Source organism: Vibrio sp. 1CM24A, assembly GCF_023161725.1.
In the GTDB taxonomy this organism is placed as follows: Bacteria; Pseudomonadota; Gammaproteobacteria; order Enterobacterales; family Vibrionaceae; genus Vibrio; species Vibrio coralliirubri.
In genome coordinates, this window is the sequence record NZ_JALNTS010000001.1 from 1 (window position 1) to 24,183 (window position 24,183).

Below are 24,183 nucleotides of genomic sequence, written 5' to 3' on the forward strand. Positions count from 1 at the left end.
TGAGCTTAGTGACTTTCCATACTTATGCTAATTCGTGATTTGCTAATACTTGGTTCTCCGAAACTCATTTATGTCCAAAAGTGTGTTCTCTGAGTGTATTAGGTTGGTCATCCCACAGTGTAATTAGTTTCTATATTCCCTAAGAAATTTGAATTTTTTTGGTTCGATAAACAATGTTTCCCTAGCGGTGAGCTAGGTGATCTATTGAAACTCTGTCTCGCATTAAAATTCGAAGGCTAGACAGCTTCGTCAAGCCGCTTAAACGAATGAAGGTAGTCGTCTAAGCCAACCCCTTCTTTTCAAAAACGTAATTTGAGCTGAATCTAGAGCGCAGAAGACAGATTCTGTTATCTGCGAGGTTCACAGTAGGATTTGTTTACATTTTAGCGGACAGTTTTATCGTTTTGATTGAGTTCAATCTTGCTATGATGCGGCCAGTTTAAATTTATGCGGATTATATTTGTTGCGTAAGCGTGTCTATCAATTATTTGTGATGTTTGCTTTATCGCTATGTTCAAGCATAGTGACGGCGGGCGTTCACGCGCAGTTTGATAGTTTTGATGCAATAAGCCACTTGAGCCAAACTCAGGTAATTTCGCACCATGATGATAACTCTGGCGACAAAATCGACGATAACACAGTCGTTGACGTTGAAGGACTTGATGAGGACGGCAACACACTCTTTAATGGTGACGCTCCCCCTGCTTTCTCGTCCATACGTCGTATTGCCAGCGAGGGTAAGTTCGAGGGACGCAATTTTGAGCCCAACTACTTTCTCCTTGTCGCTTTCTTAGCCCCACCTCTCCTTGAGAGGGCCATGACAAGCACCGAGATTCCCAATGCTTCTATCCACTGGACAAGTCATATCGCGTCCAGCACACGCCTATCGGGCTGGAAAGAAAGCAATCTTATCTATTCTCAGCTCCATTCTCGCCATTCATAAACTCGATTCTCATTTCTAGGCGAAGGCACACATTTCAATAATGTTGTGTTACCTGCCTCTTCGAATGCTTGAGTTGTGTCTTTTCCGGTCTACGAGTATCTAAGTCTGCTCTCTAGACGGCCTGTACACCTCAAAAGCGTTATCAATGAATCTATTGATAGATAGAGTTGTTTATGAAAAAACCAAAGAATTCCCAGATCATTAATCGCTATTCTGGTTGGAAATACATCGTCCTGATTACCAGCATAATTATTATGACTCTCAGTGCCTTACCGTCTTGGTATGGCGAAAATGCCGCACTGCATGTGAGCAGCCGTAACCATCAAGGTTTTGATGCCACAGCCATTACAGATAACCTGAATCAGGTGGGTATCGATGTCCTGAGTGTCGACCAGCAAGGTGATCGCACTGTTGTTGTGTTGAAAGATCAAGAACAACAAAGCCAAGCAAGAGATCAGCTTAATCGCTTGGTTGGCGATGAGGCGACGGTCGCTTTAGCCATGGAGCCAGCGGCACCACTTTGGATGACCGATTTAGGCTTCGCTCCGATTCAATTAGGGCTCGACCTACGTGGCGGTGTCCAGTTCCTTTTAGAAGTGGATATGGAGCCTGTTTACCAAGCGCATCGACAAACATTGATTGATGATGTTCGCAGTGAAGTGCGTTCTAGCCGAGGCCGTCAGCTTAACGATCAAGTGGTGCTGATACTCCGAAACGACCAAGACGTACAAACGGTTAGGCAGTTGATTAACCGCAACTATCCGTCGTGGAGCATCAACCGTTCAGATCGCGTTTTAACCGTGACTCAGTCGAACGACGAAAGATCGACGCTACGTAATCTCACTGTTCAGCAAAACCTCCAAATAATGCGCAGTCGTATAGAGCAGCTCGGCATTACTGAAGCGCTTGTTCAGCGCCAAGGGGAAAACCGAATTCGAATCGAGCTACCCGGCGTGCAAGATCCCGCAGCGGCAAAAGATGTGATTGGTGCTACTGCGTCGTTGGCTTTTCATTCCGTTCCTAATTCCGCCAGTGTGAATTCACTTCGTTTATTAGACAACGAGGGTAATCAAGTCGTTGTCGGGCGACGTGCCATTTTAGGTGGTGAACACATTATTGATGCGCGCGCGAGTGTGGGTGAGATGGGTGCGGCTGAAGTAAATATCTCGCTGGATTCTGCAGGCGGAAGGAAAATGTCCCAGTTCTCGCGTGCCAATATTGGTAATCCAATGGCGACCGTGTATAGCGAATACAGCCGAGATGCGAGCGGACAAAGCCAACAAATGAGCAATGTGATCAGTGTTGCGACCATTCAATCTCAGCTTGGAAACCGATTTAGAATTACTGGGGCAGGGAGTATGCAAGATGCGCAAGAGCTGGCTCTATTGCTACGCGCAGGCTCATTGACAGCGCCAGTAACTATCATTGAGGAGCGCACCATTGGACCAACTCTGGGGGCAGAGAATGTTAAAAATGGCTTCTCGGCGTTGGCATTGGGGCTAGGTCTTACCCTGACCTTTATAGCGTTTTGGTATCGAAGACTGGGGTGGGTCGCCAATAGTGCGTTGGTGACGAACCTAGTGATACTCGTCGGTTTGATTGCGTTATTGCCTGGCGCAGTGCTGACCCTTCCTGGGATCGCTGGGCTTGTGTTAACGGTTGGTATGGCGGTCGATACCAATGTTCTTATCTTTGAACGTATTAAAGACAAAATGAAAGAAGGACGCACATTCGCTCAATCCATTGACCGAGGGTTTGACTCTGCCTTTGCTTCAATCCTAGACGCCAACTTAACCACCGTGATTGTCGCTATCGCGCTTTATTCCATTGGTAATGGGCCAATTCAAGGGTTTGCACTTACGTTAGGGCTAGGGCTACTGACCAGTATGTTTACGGGAATCTTTGCCTCTCGAGCCATCATTAATCTAATTTGGGGACGCGATAAGCGTCGTGATGTGAGGGTATAACCATGATCAAATCTCATACATTGTTTACACGTATTCGCACCTATATGTCTTGGATATCGGTATTGCTCTTTAGCTTCTCAGTATTGATGATCGGAATAAAAGGATTCAATTGGGGACTCGACTTCACTGGTGGCGTTGTTGCTGAGGTGGTTGTCGACAGTGGTCTATCGGCCCCAACAATAAATCAGCATCTTAATGAAGCACTGCAGCAAGAGGTTCAGTTAGTCAGCTCAGGTGAGGAGGGGCGCTGGACGGTTCGTTATACCCAAATCGATAACGTTACCGCGCCAATTCAAAACGTTTTAGGCGCCATCAGTGATTCAGTGCAAGTGCTTAACAGCAGCGTTGTTGGCCCTCAGGTTGGCCAAGATATGGTTGAACAAGGTGGGCTTGCCATCATTGCTTGCTTTGTTTTAACCATGCTGTATCTGAGTTACCGATTTGAATGGCGATTGGCCCTTGGTGCGCTTGCTGCTTTAGTTTACGACGTAGTCGTCGTGCTGGGTCTGTTTGCGCTGCTTCAATTGGAGTTCAACCTCACTGTCTTAGCCGCGGTACTTGCCGTGCTGGGCTATTCACTCAATGACTCGATCATTATTGCAGACAGAGCGAGAGAATTATTAAGAGGTAACCCAAATGGCAAGACGAGCCATCTAATTAATGACGCGGTGAAAGCGACATTGTCACGCACATTAGTGACATCAGGGACAACGTTCGTCACTGTCTCTTGCTTGTGGCTCTTAGGCGGCGCTTCGCTGGAAGGGTTTGCTATTGCGCTTTGTGTGGGGATCGTCAGTGGTACGTGGTCTTCCATTTCCATTGGTGTCACCTTACCGCAAATGCTCAAACTTAGCCCGTTACACTACCAACCCAAAGAGATCACCGAGGAGGACGCACGGCCATGATCTCGTTTATAAAAAATGAAGCCGTCCTATTTTTAGGCATGATCACGGTGGTCGTTTTCAAACTAGGCGCAAACGATGTGCTGGCGTCTGACATTGGCTCGCTGCTTGGCATCATGGCCAGTATCGCGATCTTTGTTGTGGTGATGGCGGCGATCTTTGCGGTTGTCAGACACTCCGATGCCCTGGCCATAAAACTAGGCGACCCCTATGGCACGCTGATCTTAACCCTTGCGGTTATCTCATTAGAGGTTGTGATGATCTCTTCGGTGATGATCACGGGCGAATCGAATCCGGTGTTAGCCAGAGACACCATGTTTGCTGTAGTGATGACGGTAATGAATGGCTTAGTGGGCATCACACTGTTAATTGGTGGGGTGAAATACCACACGCAGAAATACAATGTGGATGGCTTGCAGTCTTACTTGGTTGCGATCATTCCGCTCTCCTTGCTCTGCTTAGTTTTGCCAAGCTTCACTAGTTCGAATGATGTTGGTGCGATGTCTGCGTCACTGACTTGGACACTGGTGCTCGCATCGATTGGACTGTATTCGGTATTTCTGTTTATACAAACCAAAAGTCATACCAAGTACTTTATGGATGAAGATCATCAAGACGAGCATGAATTCCACGGACCATTAGGCAGCAATCTTTATCACTCGTTGCTGCTTGTTGGTTATTTACTAGTGGTGATATTGCTGGCGAAAAGTTTGGCGATTCCAATCAATGGAACGGTCGACATGTGGGGTGCTCCGCCTGCGTTGGGTGGTTTAATCGTCGCCTTTCTGATTCTTGCCCCTGAAGCGGTCGGTGCGGCAAAAGCGGCGCTGAATAATCAGTTGCAACGTGCAATGAATCTCTTCTTTGGTTCAGTTCTTGCGACAATAGCGCTGACTGTGCCAGCGGTGCTGATGATCTCGCATGTGATCAACGACCCCGTGCACCTTGGTTTAGAGCCACCTGAGATGATACTTCTTTGCATGACGCTATTAATGGCGGGAGTGAGTTTCAATCGGGGTCGAACCAACTCGTTAAATGGGGCCACGCATCTCATCTTATTTATAGCGTATGTGATCTTGATGTTCGATTAAACGCACACCTTACATGCTGCGCAGGAGCCTCTCTGCGCAGCGAGTCAACTTATATGGAATCAATTCTAATGCAAGAAATGTTAGCGGCTGTTTGGCACCAAGACTTCGACTCTCTTCAACAGATAAGTTCATTGAAGTGGTTTCTACTCGTATTGGCTTTAATCCTGTTCCTTGAATCAGGGTTTGTCTTTTTACCGTTTCCAGGAGACAGCTTAGTGCTGTTTGTGGGCGGAATGATCGGCTTAAGCGTGTTTGGGTTTTATCCTGCCCTGTTGCTGCTGAGCCTTGCAGCCTCATTGGGAAGTCTATGCGCTTATTTCCAAGGGCGATTTTTACATAAAACCAGGTTCGTTGATTTCCTAGAACGAATATTACCGGATGACTCTTTGCCAAAGGCGAAAGCGCTACTCGATGAATATGGGTTTCTATCGCTGTTTATTTCTCGATTCATTCCGTTTGTACGCGTACTCACCCCAATGCTGATGGGGGTATCAAAGTTGAGTGTGTGGCGAACCATGATCATCAGTATTTCCAGCTCGGTTATTTGGTGTTTAGTGCTGTTGTTGATCGGCAAAATGGTGATGACGAACCCATTGATGGCGGAATATCAGGAGCTGCTGACAAGAAGTACGTTGATGGTCAGCTTCACACTGATGGTGTTTGCCGTGATTGGTATTGTTTATCGGGTCATAAAATCACGCCAAGAGGTGATAAGTGACTGAACAAGCTTAAAACCGTTTACAGGGCATGCTGGGTTCTCTTTGGGATTACGCGCTCGAAAACGGTAGTGATCAAGCAGAAAGGCGCGTCTTATTTTATAAAAAGGTCTGTGAGTCATGCTAGGCTGATACTCTATTGCCAGAAGCTAAGAAGATTCAAATTATCATTGGGATAGCTAAAGCAAAATGACCAAAGAGAATGTTTGTATTGTTTTGCCTTCGCTTCTTCATCACGTCCAGTTTAAATTCAACGCAAAAAGCCTCTGATGGAATGTCAGAGGCTTGATGGTGTTCATTGTGTAGGGAAGGCTAGGGAGCCTTATTACTTACCCTATTAGAAACGGAATTCAGCGCTTAGTGCGTAGCTGTTGTCTACGATTTTTGCTTCGTACATTGTGTATTCCAGTGCAACACGAACTGGACCTAGAGTAACACCCGTACCCACACCGTAGTAAATGTCGTCTGTATCACCTAGGTTACTTTGGAAGTGACCGATACCTAGACGACCGTATACGTCAAAAATCGTAATAGGTAGTGTTAGTTTTGTACTTGCTAACCATGCATCTGAATAAATGTGTTCGAAGTCTTTGTGTGTATCAACAAAATCCGCGTATCCAGCTTCAACCGATAGTAAGTCATTAATCTGGTAGCCTAAGTAAAGGCTGTAGCCGCTATTCTCATCACTGAAATCTGTATTGTCGCTTTCAGCTTGGTACTCAGAATATAGGTAGCTAGCACCAATATATGGGTCAGCGCTTGCTTGAGTTACGAAGAAGATAGCAGCGATAGGAAGAATAAATTTGTTCAGTTTCATGGTTTAAAGCTCTTAATATAAAGGTTAACTAATGTTCCCTAATCCTTCAGCGGGTGATGTGTCTACATCAATTCTTATGTCCTTATTGCAAGTGACTACAGGGAACGTTATGCCTTTCTCTCGTTTGCATGTCGCCCCTCACTTGCGGTGTGGAGCTATCATGCAGATTTTGTGATTCGCTGACATAACGTAAAGCTCACCAGTTCATAAAGTTTCATAACTTCAATATCAAGAAAATATAAAGTTAATTATTACAGTTAGTTAGGATCTATTTTTGTTGAGAGAATTTTAGGGTCGCTCGTACTAATTTTTGCTTGCTCTGAGTTTTGACAATAACCGCCGTGAATTTTATGGAAATGCCTGTGAATGATCTCGGCTGAAACGAAAATTGTGAAAAATCACACACAACAGGTCGAAATTATCAGCAAAATCATTGGATTGGAGCTATGTTTAGACGATAAGGAGAGTCATAAAGAGTGAGTGAACGTGAATGCTTGAGAAAAACATCAGTTTTATCGTAGATGAGTGGCAGTTTATGCCTAACGAAGGGCAGATTCAGTTTGCAGATTCGTGTATTACGATTGATAACCGCCTCACTAAGTTGCTTGAGTTCTTATGTTTGAACCCGGGTTTGACTCATACGCGTGATGAGTTAATTGAAGAGGTTTGGAGTGGTAGTGTATTAACCGATCAAGTGGTCACCCAAGCGGTATTTGAACTACGAAAAGTTCTGAAAACACACAGTAAAAGGACAAGCAGTTATATTGTTACGGTTCCAAAGCGTGGTTACCGATTTGATGGTGAAGTGAGAGTTGAGAAAGTAGAGCTCCAAAAACCTGATCTCCAGAAAACAGCTCCCCAAAAACCCGCTCTCAAAAAAACAGAGCAACTTGATGTTAATGAACGCCAATCAACACCTGAAAGCCAAGAGCTTGTCGAAAGAGAAGGCCGGGAAGAGGGCTATGCAAAGCCATCAGAAAATTCTCCAAGAAGTAGAAAGCTGCATTACATACTTGCATTTTTGGCGGTTGTCATTGTTTTACAATCATCATATATGTGGTTCTCTCAGAACAAACAAAGCCCTTCGCAAGCAAGCTCGGCTCACTCATTAAGTCATTTTGAATTTCGTTATGTTGTATTGAATGTAACGGAAGAGGTCAAGGCGCAACCAGAGCTCTATGGAATCGTAATTAAGCTGATTGAACATATTGGTTTTTATAGCAATATCAGAGTGGTTAAGTCTGATGAGCATAAGAAGTTGGCCGCGATTGAGTTTAATATCTCAACGGCAAAAAGCAGTGACGGCAAGAAAACACGTTTATTGGTGAAGTATGTTAACCGAGCGTCGGGAGGTGTGCATTTAAACCGCCGTTATTCCACCAACTTTGCTCGTTTCCATGAGACGTTTCCAGCGATGATCGATGATCTATTGCGTGCTATGTATATCGATGTGCCTGAAGAAGAGTTACAGCGCAATATTTCTGTGTTCCCACAGGATAAAGAATCGGTCAAGGCGTTGATGTCTGCGACCGGGGTTTCTTACAGCACCGTGGATTTTGATATGGCGCTTAAGCATTTCCGAGAGGCCAGAGCGCTGGCTCCAGATAACGCTTATGCTATTTCGGTGAGTTACATAAGTGAAGTACTGGCGGTTTTCTCTAAAGATGAGGAAAATATTCAACCTAGAATTAAGTCGTTGAACGAGCAATATTCCTCATCTTTGTCTGCCATTCTTAAGCGAGGAAACAATCCTCGTGTTTGTGAAGCGAACGCAATATTAGCGCTGTCTCAAAGTGATCCTGATAAGGCGTTACAGATTTTGTTGTCGATTCCTTATAATCAACATACGCCACTGACTTACCTGTTAATGGCTAAAGCAGAAGAGGCGCGTGGCCACATCACGGGCGCCAAAGAGTTGTATCTGCAAGCGACACAAAATACTTCTTCACCGATTGCATTGACGCTAGCCGGTCCGTTGTTCTTTGACAGTAATCTAGACAAACTGATTGAACAACTTAAGGGCGTCAAACTCGATGTCGACGGTAAATAGTGAAAATTAAAAGCAGATAAAAGCGCTAGCAGTAGAATTAGCAGCCGCAATAGAAATAGCAATCGCACTAGAAACAGCAAGCGAAACTTAACTAACGCGTTTTATTTCTCTATTACATGACAAGGCCTCGGTTACCGAGGCCTTTCTGTACGTGGAGAGTTCTTCTTTAACACCTTAGTTACGCTTTTCTGCAACAGCAGAGAATTTGGGTAAGTAATTAAGTTGCCGCTTGGGTGTTTGATTAGGGTATGAAACATCTTAATCTCAAGGATCTTTCCTTCGATATCATCGCCATCTGCAACAATTATTGAATCGCCAATTCGGTAAGGGAATACGAAAAAGATCAAAAAGCTCGCGGTGATATTACTCAGAATTGACCATTGGGCGATGAAGGCGACACCAAAAACCGTCACCAAGGACGAGATGAAAATGGTGAAGTTTCCATAGCCAATCCCACTGACGATGATATAGGTCGCAAACAGCAGTATGAACGAGAAAATGTTGAAGCAGCGAATGATGAACATTGTGCGTGTCGTCGCGACAGACTTTACTTGTGCAAGGTTGATAACGGTCGTCGAAATAAAGCGCTTGAGAAGCCAATAGGCAAGAATAAATACAAGGGCAAGCAGCAAATCATATTGCTTTAGTGTATTAAAAATGTGGACTAGAAAGTTCGGCATAACGACCTCAATTGTGATGAGCCGTTATTGTGCATAGTTGCTTGAATGTGCGCATCATCAAACGATTATCGTTTTATAATACGAGAAATGAATAGAAGCCATTTTTGATTTCAATAAACCTTGTCGATATGGATTTTAGTAACAAGTTATTGATAAGTAGTGCTTTATTTTTTGTTTATATTTTTATAACTGATATGTAAGCCTTCTGTGATGTCTGATGTAATTCAATTTGTAGAATAAGCGCTCCTTTGTTCATCATCGAGTTAGTCATGACAATCATAGTTATAAAGTTAGTGTTTATTTATATCCATAAAAGGCGAAAAACCAAGCAGTCAAAGCCGTTAGAAATGAGGTTCTTTTAAGATGCTGACCTTACTCATTACTCAATTCATAATTTTCTGGACAGTAGTTGGTCGTATTCGCGCAACGTCTGTTTCTACACGCTTGAAATCGAGAATCGGCACTGCTTCTAAAGGCTTTAAAGGAAATAGATAAGAATTGCTTTATAACAGGCGAACTTGATTGAAGAACGATCTTAACTCACCAATCAAGCTCTGTTGTGACAATACGGCTCAGCACGGAACTGAGCTTCGTATTCATGTTCTTAACGCTTAACTGGTGAGTGTCGGTAGTAGAGTTCTTGTTACTGTTATTGTTACTATTATTGCTATTCAGCGAAGTTAGATGGGAATAACGCTCTAAGCGCCTCTTCATCACGTTCGGTTTTAAACTCAATGCCTTTGCCGATTTCGCGAGCACGCAGTGCAGCAGGGCGGGCGTTGATTGCATCGAACCAACGCTTCAAGTTCGGGTAAGGTTCTAGGCCTTCTTCACCAAGCACGAAAGGTGCTTTATCAATCCAACCCCATGCCGCGACATCGACGATGGTGTACTCATTTCCGACGAAAAACTCACGACCTTCCATGTGCTTTTCTAACACTTCGTAGTGACGTTGTGCTTCGCGTAGATAACGATTTACTGCGTAATCTAAGCCTGCTGGCGCAGCATGACGGAAGTGGACCGATTGGCCAGAGTATGGACCAAGTCCGCTGGCGATAAACATCATCCAAGATAATAGTTCAGCTCTGTCTTCTGGCTGACCAGCTAGCTTGCCTGTTTTCTCAGATAGGTAGAGCAAGATAGCGTTAGAGTCGAATACACGTTGTCCTTCATCTTCAATCGCAGGCGTTTTGCCATTTGGATTGATTAAACGATATTCCGGTGAATGCTGCTCACCCTTTAAGGTATCGACAGGAACAAGTTCAAAATCTAGGCCTGTCTCTTCCAAAAACAGAGCGATCTTCATTGGGTTTGGTGTTTGGTGAAAATAGAACTTAAGCATGGGGGTAACTCCTTGTATTGGTCATTCATTAAAGCACCACTTGAACGATCGTTCAATGGTTGATTTTTGAATTTTCTGTGAATTGACTATTTGATATCACACTCTGTGCTTTTTGAACTTGGTTGAGCAAACGTGAATGAGCGTGGGCTGATAGGGAGATAGTGTTTTAAGCTGCTGAAATAATGAACATAAAATGCACATTTAGGTTTGATGTTGAGCTTCGAAACTTACGGGTTTAGATGGAATAGGGGTGTGGGATTCGAAGTTAAATATTCCAAAGTCATTAAGGGATCTACTCATAACTCGAAGCAATCTGGATATTTGAGCTTACTCTGGCGCATAAAATCGTGATCTGCAGCCACATCTTATGCAACAAATGAATATCAACCTTGGAGAGTAAGGTTTGGTTCACGGTTTTTTAATCTTAGGGACTTACATTGGTGAGCAAATCTGATGTGAACACTTAACGACACAGGATCTTTCTATGAAAAAGAACATTATCGCCCTCGCTCTTGGTGGCATGCTCGCTTTTGGCGCAACACCTTATTCTTTTGCTGCTAACGATGGCGCTGTACAGGCTTCTGCGGACTACGCGCAGTTGGTGACTAAGCGACAAGTTGTCGACCAACTACTTCTTGATGCGTTGCAGGCGTTTAAGTCTCCGGCAAGAATTTCTCACGCGGGCTTCACGGCTAAAATGCCAAGCAACATGGAAATTGTGACTAACCGATTGTTAGAAGCGTACCAGCTAGAACCTTACCGTACTGACTTGTTGATCTCGGCAGCGAACGCTCAGATTTACAACAAGAACGCAGAGCGTGCGATTGAGTTGTTTGAACAAGCATTGACGGTTGCGCCAGACGATGTCGACTTACATGCTTATCTTGCTGTTTGGCAGAGATTTGAAGGTAATGAAAATGAATCCAACAAGCATATGGAGAAACTGGAAAGCCTGAACAAAGGTAAAGCAGAAGACATCAAACGTATTTTTGCTACGGTTGATCGCGTGCTAGAAACACCACTGAAAGAGTCGGCGGACAAAGGTTTATTGGATGAACATGGTGCCATTGTTACTTTGGGCTACGCGCTTAACCCTGATGGTTCTATGCATCAAATCTTGATTGAACGCCTTGAAACCACATTAGCAATGTCGAAAGCGAACCCAGATGCGATGATCGTGTTAACGGGTGGCGTGCCGAAGAACCACAAGACAGAAGGTAAGTTGATGGCAGATTGGCTTATCGAAAAAGGGGTAAGCAAAGATCGCATCATTGAAGAGAACTACGCGACCAGCACGGTAGGTAATGCCTTGTTCAGTAGCTACGCGCTTGCTCGTCATGATATTAAACACGCGACCATTATTAGTTCGGCGAGCCATGTTCGTCGTGGTCAAACTCTGTTTGAAATTGCGAGCTGGCAAACTGGCCCTCAGGGCATTACCTTCGATACGGTTTCTTACCCAGACAAGCCGTTAGAAGATCTTAAGAAAGCGAGCAGTGGTGAGCTATTAGGTATCTACCGTGATGCTTTAAGAACTTATGGCATGTGGAGCTACCGTTCTTACCCACTGGAATCTCGTTAAGCCCAAGCATTCTTTGCGTTTGGGAAAAGTGCGGTTCGCGTTAAACCAAAGCGTCACTTGTTAGTACAATCGAGCACAGCTAGATGATATGCTGTGCTCCTATTTAATTTAGTGTTTCAAAGGCAAAAAAATGAACCCGATTTTAGCAATGTTGAAAGAGAACAATATTAGCGACGAGCAGATCAGTGAGCTATTTAAAACGCTGACAGAGAACCCTCTTGCAGCAATGGCGACGATCAGCCAACTTGGTTTACCTCAAGACAAACTTCAAATGCTGATGGGTCAGGTAATGCAAAACCCTGCACTAATCAAAGAAGCAGTTGAAGAGCTTGGCCTAGATTTTTCTAAGGTTGAAGCGGCCAAAGAGCAACTTCAAAAATAAGTGAATTTGAATGAACTAATATCGAATTAGCTTTATCCACATTCAATAAAAAGGTCGTTTAAGTTCAGCAATAGGCTGTCTTAACGGCCTTTTTTGATCTTGGGGGCGATTTTTGACTTTGATTTGATTGCATCCAATCATCCTCTCCGACCCTATACATACCGACCATTCCAACACAATTGACAGCAACCTTGCCAAATATGTGCGACTACTGACAATTTACTTACTAGACTTAATTAACCTATGTGCGACCTGAGATGTGCACCTTGATGAACAGAGTTTTTGGATGAAGACAGCCCTAAATAATAGGGCTAGCCGATTTGGGCCATAAGCGCGGTTTGTCTATGAGTCACATTAAGGAAAAGAATAAGAGGGCAACAAATTAAGCCCTTTATTGAGCAGTGATTTATAGGAAATGAGTTATGAAGTATTTAAAGGAAACCGCTTTAGCGAGCCTTGTGCTGGCTGGGCTTGTTGGTTGTGGCGGTGATTCAGGTTCATCAAGCAGCACGACACCAATTACTTTGAGCGTGAGTGATGCGCCCATTGATGATGTTAAAGACGTAACTGTGACATTCAGTAAGGTCGCTTTACTTCCTCAAGGGGGAGGTTCGCCACTGATTTATGATGTGTATAAAACGGACGAAAACGGCGATTACGTTGATGAAAATGGCGATCCATTGCCAGATGGTGAGGATCCGATTCCATTAAGTGTGAATTTGCTGGATTACCAAGGCAGCGATGCGCTTCCTTTGATTGAAAATGAGGTCATTCCGGTAGGCAGCTATAAGTTGTGTGTGTTTGCCAATGATGGCGATCATCCAACAGATCCATCATATGTCGTAGATGATAATAATGTGGAACAAAAGTTAACGGTGAAAGGTAATGGCGCGTGCCCGCAAGGTGTGGGTAAAGAAGATAACGCTGGCGTGCTTTACTTTAATGATTCATTTAATGTGAACCAACAGAGTAACGATTTTGTTGTCGAGTTCGATCTTCGACGCGGCCTAAAGAACAGTTCAAGTCTCCCTGATTACACCATTCAAAGAACGTCTGTGAGCCTAATAAATACGGCCAAAACAGGTAATATAGAAGGAAGCGTTGCACTTCAAACTTATAAAAACTGTCTGACAGATAATGGTGGGACAGTACAAGCTATCTATCTATATGAAGGTGATGTTGATAAAGCTGACATGGCTCCGATTGGTGGTAGTGAGGAAGTAAAACCCGTTACTTCAGCTTCCGTTGCGCTTGGTGAAGACCAAACTAATTTTGAATTCTCATTGGGCTTCATTGATCCAGGTACTTACTCATTGGGGTATACCTGTACTGCGCAGTTCGACAGTGATGAAGACAATGCTGATCCAGTTGCTGATGGTTTTGAAATCTATGATGTTCAAAATAGTGTTCAGGTAGTGGTTGGTCAGGATAGCCAAGTATCATTCTAAACTTTATGTGAATGACACTTTTTAATCAAAACGGCCTCTTATTTGGAGGCCGTTTTTGATCATGTCACCTAGTTAGCATGAATTTGATGCGCATTGAGTGTGACTCTAGGGAAGTGATGATGTAACTTTGTATCTCTTACTTTAACCTAGCGAAATGTACTCCGGCGTTGATTATGAAATCTAGCTTAAGCATTCGATCTTACACCAAGCAATTTAATACCCATGCTCATGATGACCATCACCAATTGGTATTGCCAATCCAAGGTAGTATCAATATCGAGATGGTGGGGTATGTCGGTAAGGTGGCCGTGGGCGAATGTGTGGTGATTCCAGTAACCACAGCGCATGCGTTTAAGGCGGATGAAGCAGCGCGGTTTATTGTCGCAGATATGGCGGAGTTGCCGCAGCATTTGTTGGAGCATGAGCTCTCGGTTTTCACGATAACGCCACCTTTAATGAGCTTCTTGCTGTTTGTTGAGAAGCAGCTGGAGTATCAGGTCGATAGTGGTATTGAGTCATCAATCTTGGATGTGTTTTCACTGCTGTTAGAGCAACAACAAGTGAGTAAGAGCATCGACCCAAGAATCCGTGCCGTACAAAGGCTGATCGCGGATAACTATACCCAGCCGTTATCCATTTCACAACTTGCTGAAACTGCCTGCTTGAGTCCCACTCAATTCAAAAAACGCTTCAAAGAGTGCCTGGGCATCAGTGCGCTTAAATACATCACTCGATATCGTATGGAGAAAGCCCAAGCCTTGTTAACCCACACCGATTTACCGGTTCAGTTGATTGCCGAAAATGTGGGGTATAGTGATGTTTCTGCTTTCAGTCGTCGCTTCTCTCAGCACTTTGGGATGTCTCCAAGGGCGTTTCTAGGCTCAATGAAAGAGAGTCTTTAGAAACAACAATAGCGTCCTTTTGGCAAACTAAATTTTATCAATCTTCACTATTATCCATTTCAGAACTGAAAATTGGGTAATAGAAATGAATCTGGCCATCAATCGCGTTAATGAATTCCAAACGGGCACTTTAGCCATCTTGTTTGCTTCTATTTTATGGGGCACGACAGGCACCGCCGCAAGTTTTGCTCCCGATCTAAGTCCATTGGCGATTGGCGCTTTCTCTATGGGCGTTGGCGGCCTAATGCAAGCGGGCTTAGCGTATCGAAAAATCCTATTCGCTTTCGACAAACTTTGGCAGAACAAGAGGCTGTTGGCAGTGAGCGCTTTGGCTTTGGCGGTCTATCCTTTAGCTTTCTATTCTTCAATGAAATTATCTGGCGTGGCGATTGGTACCGTGGTTTCGATTGCTACAGCACCTTTCTTTTCTGCATTGTTAGAGTGTCTGATTAGCAAAAAGAATAATATCAACCGACGTTGGCTCACTAGCTTTGCAATTGGTGTGGTGGGTATTGGGATGTTGGTGTTTTCAGAATCTTCATCGGTGAGCGAATCCGGTGATGATCTCAAGCTATTGGGTATTGCTTTAGGTCTGCTCGCGGGGTTGTGTTACGCCATTTATTCTTGGGCGACAAAAGCACTGATCGATAAAGGGATTAAGTCACAAGCGGCGATGGGCAGTATTTTTGGCCTCGGCGCGATACTGTTGCTGCCAACACTCTGGTTTACGGGTGATAACCTGTTTTCCTCGCAGACCAACGTATTAGTGATCAGTTATCTGACCTTAATCCCACAATGCTTGGGCTATGTCGCCTTCAGTTTTGGTTTACGCCATGTCACCGCGAGCAGTGCCAATCTGCTGACTCTGTTTGAACCAGTAGTTGCAGCGGTGCTTGCCGTCTGCGTTGTCGGTGAGCTGATTCCTTTTACAGGCTGGCTAGGTATGTCTCTGATTGTGCTGTGCTTGTTTATACAGTCGAAGCCAGCTAAAGGAACGTTATAAGTGTTTGTTTTGTAGTGCCTAATTGAAATTTATTCATGCGTAATTCTTATATTTGAATAAAATCAGTATCTCAGTTGTGAGAGTGCTGTTACTATCGCTATCAATAGTCGGGGGGCATATACCTTATTTGGTGTTTGCTGAGATCGTTAGTCGAGACCCGTTGAACCTGATTCAGTTAACACTGGCGTAGGGAACTATAAGCACTCGATCTACGTCTGCACTCATGAAGACTGTTCATGAATCCAATGCGACTTCTCCTTCGATCGGTGTTCGTTCTCCTACGTCTTGTAAGATAGTAGGAGCGACAATGACACACAGTTCTATTTCAAAAGATCTAACGCCAAAAGCCTCAGCTTCACAGCACTCTGCTGATGATTCGATTCGAACGAACACTCCGATTGTATTGACGATCGCTGGCTCAGACAGTGGCGGCGGTGCCGGTATTCAAGCTGATATTAAAGCCATGTCTGCGACAGGTAGTTTCGCTTGTTCGGTAATTACCGCGATCACTTCTCAGAACACGCAAGGCGTTTCCGCCATTTGTCCTATTCCACTCGACCATGTTGCTAGCCAGTTAGATGCGGTTTTCACTGATCTCAATATCGTGGCTGTGAAAGTCGGCATGTTGGCCGATTCGCAAATCATCAAAGTCGTTGCTGACAAAATTAAGCAGTACCAACCTAAGCACTTAGTGATTGACCCTGTGATGGTCGCGACAAGTGGTGACCTTCTTCTAGAAAACTCAGCTATCACGACGCTAAAACAAGAGTTGATTCCGCTGGCAGATATCATTACTCCTAATTTACCTGAAGGCGCAGCATTAACAGGCAAGCCAGTACCTGAAAGCGAAGCTGAAATGCAGGGCATGATTGAAGACCTGCGCGCACTAGGTGCTAAAGCCGTTCTCTTGAAAGGTGGCCACCTAGAGAAGGATGAGAACAGTAACGATCTACTGATTCTGCCGACTACCTCTGCCTTGATTAGCGCGAAGCGTTTCCCTACTAAAAACACGCACGGTACGGGTTGTACGCTTTCTTCAGCTATTGCTTCTTTCTTAGCGCAAGGCAACACGCTGTCAGACGCTGTCGACCTAGGTAAACAATACATTTCTCGCGCGATTGCTCACGCTGATGAGTTACAAGTCGGCCAAGGTCATGGGCCTGTAAATCACTTCTTCGTTGGACACGGTAATGTCCGTTAATACCGTTGGTGTTCAACTCAGCAATGCCTCCTTACGTTATAACGACAGTGAGCACGCGACCTTGTCTGGGTTGTCGCTTAGCTTAAACGCAGGTAAGTGGACGGTATTGCTGGGTCGAAGTGGCTGCGGGAAAACCACGGTATTGCGTTATCTGGCAGGCTTGCTGGACGACAAGGTGGAGTGGCAGGGCACATTGGCAACGTCCGATGAATTGCCTTTAACGGATCGAATCGCTTACATGGCGCAGCAGGATTTGTTATTGCCGTGGCTATCGGTCATCGACAATGTTTGCCTGAGTCATCGTTTTCAAAATCCAGCTTCTGATAAAGCAGTGCAAACTAATCAAGCACTCGAGTTGTTAGCTGCGGTTGGTTTGGCTGATTATGCGAATGCGATGCCGGATCAGTTGTCTGGAGGTATGCGTCAACGTGTCGCTTTGGCTCGAACTTTAATGCAAGACAAGCCAGTTGTGCTGATGGATGAACCCTTCTCTGCGCTGGATGCGGTAACAAGACACAAGCTGCAAAGTTTAGCGTGTGAATTGTTAAGAGATAAAACCGTTGTGTTGATTACTCATGATCCACAAGAAGCGGTGCGTTTGGCGGACAATTTGTATGTGTTGCAAGGCACACCTGCGAATGCTCAATCTTTATCCGTGCCTCTCACGTCAACACCACGAGTGTTGGATGGAAAATGCGCTGAGTTACAACAAGCGATCTTAGATCAGTTGGAGCGTGATTATGAATGATCTAACGCGAAGCGAAGCTGTGGCTCGTTCAACTAACGCACAGGCTACCACTACACGCCCTCGTCAGATGAATCCAGTTGTTCGTTTGCTTATCAGCAGTGCTGTGATTCTCGGTTTATGGCAGTTAGTTGTGGTTGTCTTCGAGATGCCGAGCTTCATTCTGCCAGCGCCAGCAGAAGTCTTTTTAAAGCTGATTGAACGTTACGATGTGTTACTCAAACACACTTGGGTGACTGCGCAAGAGATCCTACTTGGCTTGCTGCTTGGTTTATCGATGGGGTTGTTTTTCGCCCTGCAGATGTTGATGTTTGATCCGTTGAAACGTTGGCTATTGCCTATCTTAATTGCCAGCCAAGCGATACCTGTATTTGCTATCGCGCCAGTATTGATGTTGTGGCTTGGTTATGGCATCGCGTCAAAAGTGGTGATGGCGGCGATCATTATCTTCTTCCCTGTGACCACTTGTTGTTATGACGGCTTGCGAAATACACCGACAGGCTATCTTGATCTTGCCAAGACGATGGGTGCATCGAAATGGCAATTGCTTCGCCATATCCAACTTCCTGCTGCACTGCCAACCTTAGCGTCTGGCATTCGTGTGGCAGTGGTGATTGCGCCAATTGGAGCGGTCGTCGGCGAGTGGGTGGGTTCGAGTGAGGGGCTGGGTTACCTAATGCTACAGGCTAACGCACGCATGATCATTGATGAGATGTTTGCGGCCTTGTTCATCTTGGCGGTGCTGTCTATCTCGCTCTACTTCGTTACAGATAAATTACTCAAAAAAGCTATCCCTTGGGAAAACCAATGATGGCTTCGCTCAACATAAGAATAATATTCAAAAGGAAAGGTTAACCGTGAAAAATACAAAATTGATAGGTGCAGTGGCACTGCTTGCTTCGCTAGTTTCAGGTCATGCTCTAGCGGACTCTGAACAAAAGAAACTGACGCTGATGTTGGATTGGTTTGTGAACCCGAACCATGGTCCAATTGTGATCGCTCAAGAGCGTGGCTACTTTGCTGACCAAGGCTTAGACATTGAAATTCAAGAGCCAGCAGACCCAAGCACGCCAGCAAAATTGGTCGCGGCAGGTAAGATCGATTTAGCGGTAACTTACCAACCAAGTTTAACCATGGATGTAGCGGCAGGTTTACCTCTCGTTCGTGCATCTACTCTTATCGCAACGCCACTGAATACGTTGATGGTTTTGGATAATGGCAAGAACGATTCGTTAGCGGATCTGAAAGGCAAAAAGATCGGTATTGCGATCGCAGGAAACGAAGAAGCGACTATCGGCACCATGCTAGCGCAAGAAAATGTTGCGTTTACCGATGTGCAAACCATCAATGTTGGTTGGGCACTTTCATCTTCATTGGCATCAGGCAAGGTAGATGCAATCTGGGGTGGTCTACGTAACTTCGAAACCAACCAGTTAGCCCTTGAAGGCTTTAAAGCAAAAGCGTTCTTCCCAGAAGAGCACGGTGTGCCAGCTTACGATGAGCTTATCTTTGTTGCGAACGCAAAGCAGCACGATGATGAAGCGATCAAAGCGTTCAACAAAGCATTAGAGCAAGCAACAACTTACATCGTGAACCACCCACAAGAATCATGGAGCGAGTTTGTTGCGTACTCTCCAGATACGTTGAACAACGAACTTAACCAACGCGCATGGAACGACACATTGACTCGTTTTGCACTTCGCCCTTCAGCGGTTGATCTAAAACGTTACGACGATTACGCACAGTTCATGTTCGACAAAGGCATTATCAAATCACTACCAAAAGCCGCTGACTACGTACCGACTTTTGACTAAGGAATCTCATGAAATACCAAGACTTAATCCAAGCCTGTCAACAAGATTGGCAAGACTACACCGAGCATGATTTTGTTAAAACGCTGGCAAACGGCACGCTCGCTCAGCCGTGTTTTCTGCATTATCTGAAGCAAGACTTTCTGTTCCTGAAGCAATATGCCCGCGCTTATGCGTTGGCGATTTACAAGGCAAAAACACTGGCTGATATGCGCCGTGCATTGCCAAGTGTTCATGCTCTGCTAGATTCTGAAATTTCTCACCACGTGACTTACTGTGGTCAGTGGGGTTTAACCGAATCTGACTTGGAAAATGAACCGGAAGATTTTGGTACAGTTGCTTACACACGTTATGTTCTGGATGCCGGCATGACGGGTGATCTTGTCGATCTTTATGCGGCACTGGCTCCGTGTTCCATTGGTTACGCTGTGATCGGTAAAGCGTTGTTAGAAAGCAGCGATACTGTTTTAGAAGGCAACCCATACGCGAGCTGGCTTCAGCTTTACGGCGGAGAAGAGTTCCAATCTGGTGTGGCAACGGGCGCAGAATACTTCAATCAGCTGCTTGCTGAAATTGATATCAACAGCGAGCGCGGTCAGAACATCGTTCATATCTTCAAAACCGCAACGCGTATGGAAGTGGCTTTTTGGCAGCAAGGACTGAACGCTCTTAATGATTCAACAGCGGCCTAAAAGCGACTTTAACGAATAAGGATTTACCCATGCTTACTGAACAAATTATTCAATCGTTACGCGCAGTACGAGAGCAAAAACCACTGGTTGTGAACATCACCAACTACGTCGTGATGAACAACACGGCCAATGCATTATTGGCGATTGGCGCTTCGCCTATTATGGCGCACTCACAACAAGAACTGGCTGAGATGATGTCTTTCTCTGGCGCGCTTGTGATCAACATTGGCACGCTCGACAGTGTTTGGACGCCAAGAATGTGTTTTGCTGTTGAGCAAGCGAACGCGAACAACAAGGTGGTGGTTCTTGACCCTGTGGGTTGTGGCGCAAGTACGCTGCGTACCGAGACTTCTCGTGAAATCGCACGCTTAGCGGATAAGCTAATCATTCGTGGTAATGCGTCTGAGATTATCGCGCTAGCGGGTGAGCAAGCACAGAGCAAAGGCGTTGATGCGTTGGATAGCAGTGATGCTGCATTAGGCGCTGCGCAATGCTTAGTGGCTGAATACGATGCGAATGTGGTTATTTCTGGTGAGACGGATTACGTTGTCACGAAAGACAGTGTTGTGACGTTAAACAATGGTCATCCAATGATGCCGTATGTGACAGGCATGGGCTGTACTTTAACAGCATTGACCGGAGCATTTGCGGCTGTCGGTGATGACAGTGGTTTGGCTGCTGCGGCGGTATTGGGTGTGGTTGGCGAAATCGCGGCTGAGAACTCTCGTGGCCCAGGTAGCTTGCAAATGAACTTGCTTGATGAGCTGTATCAACTCGATGAAGAGACACTGATTCAGCGTCTGAAGATTCAGTAGGCTTAATCTAGTTCTAAGCTCAAAACTGATCGTTCGAAGTTAATAGCTCTTAATTTAAAGCTTTTAACTAAAAGAAAGCCCCCGACACTTATGTGTTGGGGGCTTTTTATATTATTGGTTCGGAACCGTGTCAGCCGCGTTAAAGGCTAGTTGCGTTAGGTTCTAAATCGATTTACTTGGCTCTCTAGATGATGAGCAACCTCAGTTAAGTCGCTTGCCGCGCCAGAAATGCTGCTGACTGAGTCTTGGTTACTTTGAGCAATCGTGTTTGCACCTTGCGCGTTCTCACCCAGTGATTTAGTTAAGCAATCCTGCTCATCGACGGATATCGCGATTTGGCTGTTGGCCTGATTCAAATCTTGGATGTGTTGGTTAATCACGTGCAAGTTCTGAGAAGCTTGTTGCGCTTGAGTTGAAGCATCGGAAACCGTGCTGTGACTCTCTTTGATTGACTCTAGTGCGTCTTTGGCACCACGTTGTAGCGAGGTGATGAGCTCATCAATCTGGCTTGCAGAATCTTGGGTACGCTTAGCGAGAGTCCTTACTTCATCGGCTACGACGGCAAATCCTCGGCCTTGTTCACCTGCGCGCGCTGCCTCAATAGCGGCATTCAATGCCAACAGGTTGGTTTGCTCAGAAACGCCTTTGATTACTTCAAGAATGGCACCAATGTTCATCGACTCTTTATGTAGGTCAGTCACTTTTTGGCTGCTGACCTGCATGCTTTCATCGGCGCTGCCAATTTCGTGCAGTGTCTTGTCTACTTCTTTCAGCCCCATTGCCACATTCTCGGTTGCTTGGTTCGCCACTTGAGAAGCGTGGTTAGCACTTGAAGCAATTTCTGATGTGCTTGAAGCTAGTTGGTCAACCGCGGATGAGATGTTCATCATTTCACTGTTTAGCTGTGTTGCGTTAGTCGAGCTGTTATTGGTCACTTGATTGAGTGATTTGGACATCTCGCCAATACGCACACTAGAGCGGTTAACTTGACCAACAATATCGCGTAGAGATTCAATGGTGATCTCCATGTTGGTCAGCAGTTCGCCAATCTCGTTCTTGCTCTCGATGTTCACTTCAACATTCAGGTTGCCCTGAGAAAGTTCGTTGGTGATCTGTTTAACCTGCTCGATGCCTTTGGTAATAGAGCGAGTCACTAGCACGGCGCTCGTCATACCAATAACTAAGGCAACACCCGTCAGCAATATGATGATTTGAATTGATCGCTTCTCACTGGCTTGTAGCACTGGCGTGAGCGCTTGCTTCTGCTGCTCGAGAATACTTTGAGCATCCGCGACCGCAATCGCTAAGCTGTCACCAATAGAGGCAAGGGTAGCGGTTCTTTGCGTGTTCTCAATCATCTGTTGATGAACTTGCTCAAAGCCTTTTGCATACGCTTCACGTTGGTTCGAGAAGTCTTCAATCAGCTCACTTTGATAAGGTGATGATTTGAGAGATTCAATATCGCCTTCAATACCTGGTAGCGCGTATTCAAAGATGTCTTTACCCGCTTCATAGGTTTTAAGATCGTTGTTGTTTGAGTAACTGAGTACGGTGATCTTGGCTGCGAGGAAATTCTCCATCAACATGCCCGCGTATAAGCTCGCGTTTGGATCGTTGTTATTGTAAGACTCATACAACAAGCTCTGAGCTGCTTTCAGTGCGTTGGTTTCTCGTTGTACCATCTCAACGTTTACCAGTTGGTCAATAAGGAGCTCACTCTGTTTCATTGATCCATAAGCCACATCAAACGCCGCAACGCTGTCTTGCACGAGTTGCAGGCTAGCTAGGCTATCGGTTTTGGTGGTGGATTGGATTAAGTTGTTGAGAAGATCGTCAATCGCGAGTTTGCTTGCTTGATAATTAGTTTCGTACTGCTCATCCAATGACTCTAAGTAACGTTCAGAGGCTAAACGCATCTGAAGAAAGTGCACTTGAATGTTGCCTGAGAGTGTCGCTTTATGGCTGAGTTCACTGTATTGGCTGAAGCCGTTCGACAAGGTTTGGATACCTTTGTAACTCACAAAGCCTGAAATGACGAAAAAGAGCAAGCAGATGGCATAACCCAGCTTGATCTTAAGCGCTATAGAAAGGTGGCGCATAACTATCCCTATATTTACCTGATTCCTTCACAGCGGAGTATTTCATAAAACAGCATTCTGGGCATGCTTGAAGTGAATACTTTGTGTAATAAGTAACGCTTTAGTTAAAAAGTTCAGGTTTTTCGATATGCTTTCAACGAGTTGCGTATTTGATGACACATGTGTAAGTGAGCTAATTTAGTATTAACTTCCATGCACATGATGCGATTTGTCGGTAAAATGGTGCAACGCCAATTTTAGACATCGACTCCGAAGGTACGAAATGAACCCTTATAAGCTCTACTTAGTAACGGATGACCAACAAGATTTAGAAACACTTAAGTTCGTGGTTGAACAAGCGGTTGTGGGTGGCGTCACCATGGTCCAAGTGAGAGAGAAACATGGGGATGTAAGAGCCTTCATTGAACGAGCACAAGCTGTTAAGTCCATTTTGGCTGGTTCAGGTGTACCGTTGATCATCAATGACCGAGTGGACGTTGCATTGGCTGTCGACGCCGATGGCTTGCATCTGGGGCAATCGGATATGCCTGCAGAGTTAGCACGTCAGTTGATTGGCCCGGATAAGATTCTTGGGTTATCAATTGAAACTGAACAGCAGCTACAACAAGCCGATAGTTTGCCGATCGATTATATTGGACTCAGTGCGCTTTTTGCCACTCCGACCAAGACGAATCTAAAGAAACATTGGGGTTATGAAGGTATTCAAATGGCTTTGGAAACAACGAAGTTGCCGATTGTGGGTATCGGTGGAATTAACGAGTCGAACATTCCGCAGTTGGTTAAGACAGGCATTCATGGATTGGCCTTGGTATCAGCGATATGTCACGCTGAAAGCCCAAAACAAGCGACACAGGATTTGCTATTTTTAATGGAAGAGTGAAGGGGTTCTAGACTAGAAAACAAATGAGGTTAGTCATCTGTTTTCTAGTGAAAACACAGAGCTGTGCTAGATGTGCTTATCGATTGAGCATTTAAGGTGCTCTATCTAACATAGG

Annotated in this window: 22 protein-coding genes, 1 pseudogene and 1 riboswitch; of the genes and pseudogenes, 19 read left to right on the forward strand and 4 right to left on the reverse strand. The window is 45.0% G+C overall.

Translation table 11 applies throughout. The annotated features are described in order from the left end of the window. Positions 1-138: 138 nt before the first annotated feature. From MSG38_RS00005 to MSG38_RS00030, 6 genes and pseudogenes are all read left to right on the forward strand, one after another. A pseudogene (locus tag MSG38_RS00005) lies at positions 139-284 on the forward strand (DUF3820 family protein); the annotation flags it as partial. 179 nt (positions 285-463) lie between these two features. Next, entirely contained in the window at positions 464-943 is a 480-nt protein-coding gene (locus MSG38_RS00010) for a hypothetical protein (RefSeq protein WP_248400641.1), read from the forward strand. 173 nt (positions 944-1,116) lie between these two features. Beyond that, on the forward strand, positions 1,117-2,910 hold the full coding sequence (gene secD, locus MSG38_RS00015) for a protein translocase subunit SecD (RefSeq protein WP_248400643.1): 1,794 nt from the start codon (positions 1,117-1,119) through the stop codon (positions 2,908-2,910). 2 nt (positions 2,911-2,912) lie between these two features. Further along, the gene (gene secF, locus MSG38_RS00020; RefSeq protein WP_248400645.1) at positions 2,913-3,815 is read left to right on the forward strand and encodes a protein translocase subunit SecF; all 903 of its coding nucleotides are present in this window, start codon (positions 2,913-2,915) and stop codon (positions 3,813-3,815) included. After that, the gene (locus MSG38_RS00025) at positions 3,812-4,903 is read left to right on the forward strand and encodes a calcium:proton antiporter (protein WP_248400647.1); all 1,092 of its coding nucleotides are present in this window, start codon (positions 3,812-3,814) and stop codon (positions 4,901-4,903) included. Before secF ends, MSG38_RS00025 begins: the two co-directional genes overlap by 4 nt. Before the next feature lie 68 nt (positions 4,904-4,971). Next, positions 4,972-5,625: a VTT domain-containing protein gene (locus MSG38_RS00030; protein ID WP_248400649.1), complete on the forward strand. Its 654-nt coding sequence runs from the start codon at positions 4,972-4,974 to the stop codon at positions 5,623-5,625. 331 nt (positions 5,626-5,956) lie between these two features. Here the strand turns inward: MSG38_RS00030 and MSG38_RS00035 are convergent, their stop codons facing one another. Next, positions 5,957-6,436, reverse strand: coding sequence for a porin (locus MSG38_RS00035; RefSeq protein WP_017094086.1), 480 nt, complete (start codon positions 6,434-6,436; stop codon positions 5,957-5,959). Between the two features lie 490 nt (positions 6,437-6,926). Here MSG38_RS00035 and MSG38_RS00040 point away from each other — a divergent pair, with 490 nt between their 5' ends. Next, a complete protein-coding gene (locus MSG38_RS00040) occupies positions 6,927-8,486 on the forward strand; it encodes a winged helix-turn-helix domain-containing protein (protein WP_248400651.1) in 1,560 nt (519 codons plus the stop codon). Between the two features lie 131 nt (positions 8,487-8,617). Here the strand turns inward: MSG38_RS00040 and MSG38_RS00045 are convergent, their stop codons facing one another. Both MSG38_RS00045 and MSG38_RS00050 read right to left on the reverse strand, forming a co-directional pair. Then, positions 8,618-9,166: a mechanosensitive ion channel family protein gene (locus tag MSG38_RS00045; RefSeq protein ID WP_210450585.1), complete on the reverse strand. Its 549-nt coding sequence runs from the start codon at positions 9,164-9,166 to the stop codon at positions 8,618-8,620. A gap of 667 nt (positions 9,167-9,833) precedes the next feature. Then, positions 9,834-10,508, reverse strand: a complete 675-nt coding sequence (locus MSG38_RS00050; RefSeq protein ID WP_248400653.1) for a glutathione binding-like protein — start codon at positions 10,506-10,508, stop codon at positions 9,834-9,836. Between the two features lie 484 nt (positions 10,509-10,992). Here MSG38_RS00050 and MSG38_RS00055 point away from each other — a divergent pair, with 484 nt between their 5' ends. The 11 genes from MSG38_RS00055 to thiM all read left to right on the forward strand — a co-directional run bounded on the left by MSG38_RS00055 (position 10,993) and on the right by thiM (position 21,089). Continuing rightward, positions 10,993-12,090: a YdcF family protein gene (locus tag MSG38_RS00055; RefSeq protein ID WP_248382531.1), complete on the forward strand. Its 1,098-nt coding sequence runs from the start codon at positions 10,993-10,995 to the stop codon at positions 12,088-12,090. A gap of 130 nt (positions 12,091-12,220) precedes the next feature. After that, entirely contained in the window at positions 12,221-12,472 is a 252-nt protein-coding gene (locus tag MSG38_RS00060; protein ID WP_004731647.1) for a DUF2999 family protein, read from the forward strand. Positions 12,473-12,894: 422 nt separating this feature from the next. Continuing rightward, complete coding sequence (locus tag MSG38_RS00065; RefSeq protein WP_248400655.1) at positions 12,895-13,920, forward strand: DUF4382 domain-containing protein; 1,026 nt, start codon at positions 12,895-12,897, stop codon at positions 13,918-13,920. Positions 13,921-14,093: 173 nt separating this feature from the next. Next, entirely contained in the window at positions 14,094-14,822 is a 729-nt protein-coding gene (locus tag MSG38_RS00070; protein ID WP_029224262.1) for an AraC family transcriptional regulator, read from the forward strand. A gap of 85 nt (positions 14,823-14,907) precedes the next feature. Beyond that, a complete protein-coding gene (locus MSG38_RS00075) occupies positions 14,908-15,825 on the forward strand; it encodes an EamA family transporter (protein ID WP_248400656.1) in 918 nt (305 codons plus the stop codon). Between the two features lie 98 nt (positions 15,826-15,923). Then, positions 15,924-16,035: riboswitch (TPP riboswitch) on the forward strand. A 97-nt stretch (positions 16,036-16,132) separates the two neighbouring features. Continuing rightward, complete coding sequence (thiD, locus tag MSG38_RS00080; protein ID WP_248400657.1) at positions 16,133-17,026, forward strand: bifunctional hydroxymethylpyrimidine kinase/phosphomethylpyrimidine kinase; 894 nt, start codon at positions 16,133-16,135, stop codon at positions 17,024-17,026. Then, on the forward strand, positions 17,016-17,774 hold the full coding sequence (locus tag MSG38_RS00085; protein WP_248400658.1) for an ABC transporter ATP-binding protein: 759 nt from the start codon (positions 17,016-17,018) through the stop codon (positions 17,772-17,774). The genes thiD and MSG38_RS00085 overlap by 11 nt, the downstream gene beginning before the upstream one ends. Beyond that, complete coding sequence (locus tag MSG38_RS00090; RefSeq protein WP_248382527.1) at positions 17,767-18,582, forward strand: ABC transporter permease; 816 nt, start codon at positions 17,767-17,769, stop codon at positions 18,580-18,582. The genes MSG38_RS00085 and MSG38_RS00090 overlap by 8 nt, the downstream gene beginning before the upstream one ends. A gap of 46 nt (positions 18,583-18,628) precedes the next feature. Next, complete coding sequence (locus tag MSG38_RS00095) at positions 18,629-19,585, forward strand: ABC transporter substrate-binding protein (protein WP_248400659.1); 957 nt, start codon at positions 18,629-18,631, stop codon at positions 19,583-19,585. 8 nt (positions 19,586-19,593) lie between these two features. Then, on the forward strand, positions 19,594-20,274 hold the full coding sequence (gene tenA / locus MSG38_RS00100; RefSeq protein ID WP_017109110.1) for a thiaminase II: 681 nt from the start codon (positions 19,594-19,596) through the stop codon (positions 20,272-20,274). 29 nt (positions 20,275-20,303) lie between these two features. Beyond that, positions 20,304-21,089 carry a hydroxyethylthiazole kinase gene (thiM, locus tag MSG38_RS00105; protein WP_248400660.1) on the forward strand — a complete coding sequence of 262 codons (786 nt, stop codon included), beginning with the start codon at positions 20,304-20,306 and terminating at the stop codon, positions 21,087-21,089. Positions 21,090-21,244: 155 nt separating this feature from the next. Here thiM and MSG38_RS00110 read toward each other — a convergent pair whose 3' ends face one another. Then, the gene (locus tag MSG38_RS00110; RefSeq protein ID WP_248400661.1) at positions 21,245-23,188 is read right to left on the reverse strand and encodes a methyl-accepting chemotaxis protein; all 1,944 of its coding nucleotides are present in this window, start codon (positions 23,186-23,188) and stop codon (positions 21,245-21,247) included. Positions 23,189-23,450: 262 nt separating this feature from the next. On the opposite strand from MSG38_RS00110, the gene thiE reads away from it, so the two are divergent. After that, a complete protein-coding gene (thiE, locus tag MSG38_RS00115) occupies positions 23,451-24,068 on the forward strand; it encodes a thiamine phosphate synthase (RefSeq protein WP_248400662.1) in 618 nt (205 codons plus the stop codon). The last annotated feature ends 115 nt before the right edge of the window (positions 24,069-24,183 follow it).

Coding starts and splice junctions, on each gene's coding strand:
- MSG38_RS00035 (WP_017094086.1), bottom strand. CDS start 6,436: ATGAAACTGAACAAATTTATTCTTCCTATCGCTGCTATCTTCTTCGTA.
- MSG38_RS00090 (WP_248382527.1), top strand. CDS start 17,767: ATGAATGATCTAACGCGAAGCGAAGCTGTGGCTCGTTCAACTAACGCA.
- MSG38_RS00060 (WP_004731647.1), top strand. CDS start 12,221: ATGAACCCGATTTTAGCAATGTTGAAAGAGAACAATATTAGCGACGAG.
- tenA (WP_017109110.1), top strand. CDS start 19,594: ATGAAATACCAAGACTTAATCCAAGCCTGTCAACAAGATTGGCAAGAC.
- thiE (WP_248400662.1), top strand. CDS start 23,451: ATGAACCCTTATAAGCTCTACTTAGTAACGGATGACCAACAAGATTTA.
- secD (WP_248400643.1), top strand. CDS start 1,117: ATGAAAAAACCAAAGAATTCCCAGATCATTAATCGCTATTCTGGTTGG.
- secF (WP_248400645.1), top strand. CDS start 2,913: ATGATCAAATCTCATACATTGTTTACACGTATTCGCACCTATATGTCT.
- thiM (WP_248400660.1), top strand. CDS start 20,304: ATGCTTACTGAACAAATTATTCAATCGTTACGCGCAGTACGAGAGCAA.
- MSG38_RS00025 (WP_248400647.1), top strand. CDS start 3,812: ATGATCTCGTTTATAAAAAATGAAGCCGTCCTATTTTTAGGCATGATC.
- MSG38_RS00065 (WP_248400655.1), top strand. CDS start 12,895: ATGAAGTATTTAAAGGAAACCGCTTTAGCGAGCCTTGTGCTGGCTGGG.
- MSG38_RS00040 (WP_248400651.1), top strand. CDS start 6,927: ATGCTTGAGAAAAACATCAGTTTTATCGTAGATGAGTGGCAGTTTATG.
- MSG38_RS00070 (WP_029224262.1), top strand. CDS start 14,094: ATGAAATCTAGCTTAAGCATTCGATCTTACACCAAGCAATTTAATACC.
- MSG38_RS00030 (WP_248400649.1), top strand. CDS start 4,972: ATGCAAGAAATGTTAGCGGCTGTTTGGCACCAAGACTTCGACTCTCTT.
- MSG38_RS00110 (WP_248400661.1), bottom strand. CDS start 23,188: ATGCGCCACCTTTCTATAGCGCTTAAGATCAAGCTGGGTTATGCCATC.
- thiD (WP_248400657.1), top strand. CDS start 16,133: ATGACACACAGTTCTATTTCAAAAGATCTAACGCCAAAAGCCTCAGCT.
- MSG38_RS00085 (WP_248400658.1), top strand. CDS start 17,016: ATGTCCGTTAATACCGTTGGTGTTCAACTCAGCAATGCCTCCTTACGT.
- MSG38_RS00050 (WP_248400653.1), bottom strand. CDS start 10,508: ATGCTTAAGTTCTATTTTCACCAAACACCAAACCCAATGAAGATCGCT.
- MSG38_RS00045 (WP_210450585.1), bottom strand. CDS start 9,166: ATGCCGAACTTTCTAGTCCACATTTTTAATACACTAAAGCAATATGAT.
- MSG38_RS00075 (WP_248400656.1), top strand. CDS start 14,908: ATGAATCTGGCCATCAATCGCGTTAATGAATTCCAAACGGGCACTTTA.
- MSG38_RS00055 (WP_248382531.1), top strand. CDS start 10,993: ATGAAAAAGAACATTATCGCCCTCGCTCTTGGTGGCATGCTCGCTTTT.